This window comes from Williamwhitmania sp. (assembly GCA_035529935.1).
Classification (GTDB): domain Bacteria; phylum Bacteroidota; class Bacteroidia; order Bacteroidales; family Williamwhitmaniaceae; genus Williamwhitmania.
In genome coordinates, this window is the sequence record DATKVT010000231.1 from 1 (window position 1) to 4,950 (window position 4,950).

General features: G+C 41.6%; 5 protein-coding genes. All 5 read left to right on the forward strand.

Translation table 11 applies throughout. The features are described from left to right. The first annotated feature begins 476 nt into the window (after positions 1 to 476). The 5 genes from VMW01_17570 (at position 477) to VMW01_17590 (ending at position 4,492) form a co-directional block, all read left to right on the forward strand. Entirely contained in the window at positions 477 to 1,334 is an 858-nt protein-coding gene (locus tag VMW01_17570) for an RHS repeat-associated core domain-containing protein (protein HUW08051.1), read from the forward strand. 4 nt (positions 1,335 to 1,338) lie between these two features. Beyond that, positions 1,339 to 1,713, forward strand: a complete 375-nt coding sequence (locus tag VMW01_17575; GenBank protein HUW08052.1) for a hypothetical protein — start codon at positions 1,339 to 1,341, stop codon at positions 1,711 to 1,713. A gap of 426 nt (positions 1,714 to 2,139) precedes the next feature. Continuing rightward, complete coding sequence (locus tag VMW01_17580; GenBank protein ID HUW08053.1) at positions 2,140 to 3,150, forward strand: type IV toxin-antitoxin system AbiEi family antitoxin; 1,011 nt, start codon at positions 2,140 to 2,142, stop codon at positions 3,148 to 3,150. After that, on the forward strand, positions 3,125 to 3,976 hold the full coding sequence (locus tag VMW01_17585) for a nucleotidyl transferase AbiEii/AbiGii toxin family protein (protein ID HUW08054.1): 852 nt from the start codon (positions 3,125 to 3,127) through the stop codon (positions 3,974 to 3,976). Before VMW01_17580 ends, VMW01_17585 begins: the two co-directional genes overlap by 26 nt. Positions 3,977 to 4,066: 90 nt before the next feature. Beyond that, on the forward strand, positions 4,067 to 4,492 hold the full coding sequence (locus VMW01_17590) for a type I restriction endonuclease (protein HUW08055.1): 426 nt from the start codon (positions 4,067 to 4,069) through the stop codon (positions 4,490 to 4,492). The last annotated feature ends 458 nt before the right edge of the window (positions 4,493 to 4,950 follow it).

The following is a 4,950-nucleotide window of genomic DNA, read 5'->3' on the forward strand; positions in this document are numbered from 1 at the left end:
AAAAGGCACATCCGAACCTGTTCGTGCACTGGCGCTATGGTTTTAACCAATAGTTGGAATGACAAGAGCCGTATGAATCGAGAGGTTCACGTACGGTTCCGTGAGAGGTTTGTGCTGTAAAGCACTTACCTACTCGACCAAAAAATGAGACGATGGCGCGGACGTCCTCGTCCGTGCCATCCTACCGGGGCAGCGCAAGTTAACCCCAATGCCAAGCATTAAGGAAGGCATTACGGCAGCCTGTTCAAAAGCGCACGGAGTTTGCATGGGCATGTTGCCCATACGCATTGTTGACTATGGCCATTCCCTCAGGATTACATTTTCAAATTATCCTCATTTTCAAATCTTCAAATTATTTCCTACCTTCGCTATACGTTCTTTGAATTTGCCAGAGCACCCCCTACCGCTACAACGGCAAGCTGGAGCGCAGCGAAAGTCCCGATTTTTAATCGGGGGAGCTGCAAACGTTCCTGCAGGTGGCCGGACGTTCTTTGGACTGGTATGACTACGGGGCGCGATTCTACGAGCCCGAGTTGGGCCGGTGGCAGCTCATAGACGGGAAGGCGGAGGACTACCGGCGGTGGAGCCCTTACACCTACGCGGTGAACAACCCGCTCCGGTTCGTGGACCCCGACGGGATGGAGGCGGGGCCCAAGGTGAACGGGTTCTCCGTCAACTGGATGAGTACCATGTGGGGCAACGACGTGCAGTACAAGAACTACGAGGACGGGGACGACGGCGGCGGCAAGAGCAAGAAGCCGGCCAACAACGAGGAGCAGAAGAAAGATGCCCCGAAGCCTAGCCCTGATAGGAACAGCACTGGTTTTTTAACGAGAATTTTTGCCAATTTTCTAGCTCTTTTTATCACAGACATGCAGTGGCTTGGCGATAACCATTCCGGTAACCAGACAGATGATGAGAAAATGAAGGCTGGAATGAATACGCTTATCAGCTATATCGTTATTTATAGCATCCAATCTTGCGTCGAAACGCCAGCTTCCAGCAGTTCCAGTGTCGCAGTGGAAGAGGAAGCTGCCACTAATGTAGGCTCATTTTTCCAAGGAGGACGAATGGCAAAGGCAAGTGAGTTGGTTGGTTATGCTGAAAAACAAGGATGGAAAGCTATGCAGAGTGCAGAAGGACCTTTAAAATACGTTGACGAAAATGGTATTATTCGAATGACAATAAAGCAAGGTAGTCAACGTGCAGCAGGAAGTGGATTTCCACACGTGGAGTTAAGAAATGCTTTTGGCAAACGAATAGATGCTTTTGGTAACGAGGTAACAAGAAAGAGTATAGGAAATCATACAGAAATAATTTACGATCTAAAATAGTGTTATGGAGAAAATAAATTATCCTGACTTAGAGCAATTTAACGGACTGTATTTAGAGGACAGTTTTGTCTTGCAAATTATTGAAACATCCGAGCTTGTTTCTTTTCATATGGAATTTGTTTTAACCAAAGATCACCCTGAATATCAAAAACCTTTGGTTAATGAAATGTATTGTTACCGTTATGGCGTAATAAATTTTATAGAACCGAAACAAGTATTATGGAAATATAGAAATCAAAAAGCGATTTCAATTGATGCAAATGGTGAAAATGATTTCGGGAATATTGACGTTTTCTCTAAATTCGAAGATAATTATTTACTGGAAGGAGATTGGGGAAACGTTTTGATTAGTTGTAAAAATATAGAAGTGAAATTGTAAGAACAAAACTCTCAGTAACGGCATTTTTTATAATGCCAAATAAGTTCGTTAGTCTTGCTCTGCACATTCCACAGGAAAACCAAAAAGAGCTATCCCAGTATTTGGAGGATATATGAAAAGCAAGAATTTACAGAATAGCCTGTAAGTATTGTGCTAACGCAGTGGAAAAAGCACCATCCCCCGCCAGCGCTCAGCAGGTGGGGGTGGCTTTTATAGGGTAGCAACGTTCTTCTGGAAGAAGTCCTTGAAGCGCTTCTTGGTGAGCATGATGTCAATCATGGAGAATACGATGCTCTTATCCATTTCGTCCAGCTCTTGGATAAGCCAAGAAATGTCATTCCAAATATTTCTTTTTATTATTATTGTTCACTATATTTACGTGTTCATTTTAAATGAACATCAGATATTAATGAACAACATTGTTTTATGAACACAGATAATGATGTTATAAATAAGGCAGTTAGTGCTATTGAAGCAATAGTGGAACTGTCTCATAAAATTGCGGTAAAAGGTGGCGCTAATAGTAAAAAAGTGGTAATTGATGGTGTTGTGTTTACTGCATTAGTAGAAGATGAAATAACCCAAACAAGAAAAGGTCTTGTTATGAGTAGGGTTAGTAATGTGAGATACGATAGCAATGATCCATTTCTTGTAATTGCAAAGTACATTCCTACCACAATAGCCAAAGAGTTGAGACAGCTGAAGATCAACTACCTTGACGTATCGGGAAATGCTTATATACAACATCTGAATTTCTTCATATACATTAAAGGAGAAAAGTTCGTAAAACCACCAATGGTTAATCAAACAAGAGCATTCCAGAAGGCTGGTTTGAAAATGATATTTGCTTTTTTATTGGAACCTGACTGTGTTAATAACACATTTCGTTTTATCGCTGAATCAACCGGGGTGTCCCTGGCATCGGTTGGGTATGTGATGAAAGAGCTGGAATCGCTAAACTACGTATTAGAGACTAAGAATAAACGGGTTCTTAAAAATAAAGTTGAACTGCTAAACCGTTGGATCGTGGCCTACCATGATGTCTTAAGGCCAAGTCTAGTCAAAAAAAGGATGAAGTTTACCAGTATAGAGAGCAACAACCAGTGGAGAAACTTACCTCTTAAAGAGGTTGATGATTTAACCTTGTGGGGAGGGGAACCTGCTGCTGCTTTGGTTACAGGGTATTTAACACCAGCGCTATATACTATTTACACAAATTCAAGTTGGCAGCATTTGGCAAAGGAACTCAGGCTAATTCCGGACGATAATGGAGATGTAGAGATTCTAGGTTTCTTCGGGAATATTGAAGAAAATAATAAAGAGATGTCAATTGTCCCCTATTTATTAGTTTATGCTGATTTAATAGGGAGCGGAAATGAACGAAACATAGAAACTGCAAAACGAATCTTTGATGAAAAACTACAATATATCAAGTGAGAGCATCAATAATCCTTATTTGGTTAAGCTGTTAACGCAGCTTACAACCTTTTTTCAATCAAGGGCTACTCCTTTTTATGTGATTGGTGCCACTGCACGAGATTTAATGCTCCAACACAATCAGATAAAAGCTGTGCGAATGACTCGTGATTTAGATATAGCAATAGCTATTCCAGATTGGGCCGAGTATCAGAAGATAGAAGATGAATTATTAGCGCTTGATGGTTTTAAAAAGGATCACCAACAACGCCAACGCTTCATTTTTATGGACAGCTATGAGCTTGATATCGTTCCATATGGGGCTATAATGAAGGAGCAGGATAAAATATTCTGGCCTCCAGACGAGGAGTTTGCAATGAGTGTTTTGGGTTTTTCTGAAGTTGATGAGGCCGCAAGTGAGGTAGCAATTGATGGTAATTTAAAAATAAAGGTTGCTTCTCTAGCGGGTATTTTTATTCTTAAAATTTCTGCTTGGAGAGATAGAAACCTGAACCACAGCAAGGATGCCGAGGATATGGGGTTTATCCTGTGCAACTACTATTCAATTAATGAGCCAAGAGTTCTTGAAAACCATCAAGATTATTATGAAGATCCAAATTTTTCTTTAAACACTGCTGGTGCTCGTCTTTTAGGTGTTGATATGGCGGCAATATTGAAAGATAGCGATGAGGTCAAGAAAAAGTTTATTGTATTTCTTGAGTCCGAATACGATTTGGAAGAAAAAAGCCGCCTGTTGAACCAAATAGTTGAGACGAATAAACCAATAGGATACGACGAATTTCATAAATGTGTTAAAAATATTATTGACGAATTGAAATACAATTAATATAAAGAGAGAGAGATATCCTTGCTCTATTAATGGGTGTCTGCCATTTAAATTTCTTATTTTGCTAAATTATTACAGTAATTGAAGGTAATGGATAAAAAGAGTTTAACGGAAAGGGATATTTGCAGCAAATTTATTAATCCAGCCCTTGAGAAGTCTGGGTGGAATATGCAGGTGCAGGTATTGGAGGAGGTTTCTTTTACCGATGGTAAAATCTACGTTCGTGGTAAGTTGACTGCTAGAGGTGCACGAAAACGCGCAGATTATATTCTGTATTACAAACCCAACATCCCGATTGCCATAATAGAGGCCAAGGATAATAAACACTCGGTTCGAAGTGGAATTCAACAGGCATTGGACTATGCCAGAATCCTCGATATTCCTTGTGTTTTCAGCAGTAACGGCGATGGATTTCTATTTCACGATCGAACTGTAAACGATTCTAATCAGGGCAGCATAGAAACTGAACTCGATATAAACAACTTCCCTTCGCCCGAACAGCTTTGGGCCAAATAAAAAACCTATAAGGGAATTAACACGCCAGAAGCCGAAAAGATTGCCTCGCAGGACTACTACTTCGATGGTAGCGGCAGAAAGCCAAGATATTACCAACAGATTGCCATAAACAGATCCGCTCGGCCGGACGTGCCGTCCGGCTGCTGTGGACTTTTGCCAATGGGTGTAAGCTGGAGGCTGGCTATATGTGGGTAATAGCTGCTGCCAGCCCAAAAGCGCACTGAGGTTGCATTGGCATGATGCCCATAAGCCTAGCTGTTTAGTAGCGCAGAGTTGCAGCCTAACTGCCAGTCAGTGGGTGACTTTTTGCGAGCGAGAACAAGTCACCCCCTGACTATTGTAGACCAAATCAAATCCTCACCCCGCAGCGCAGCGTTCTCCCTTTTATCCAGAAGAGGCTCTCTTTTACCGAGGTCGTTCCCTCTTATTCCCTGAATGGGCTCCCTTTTACCTCGGTT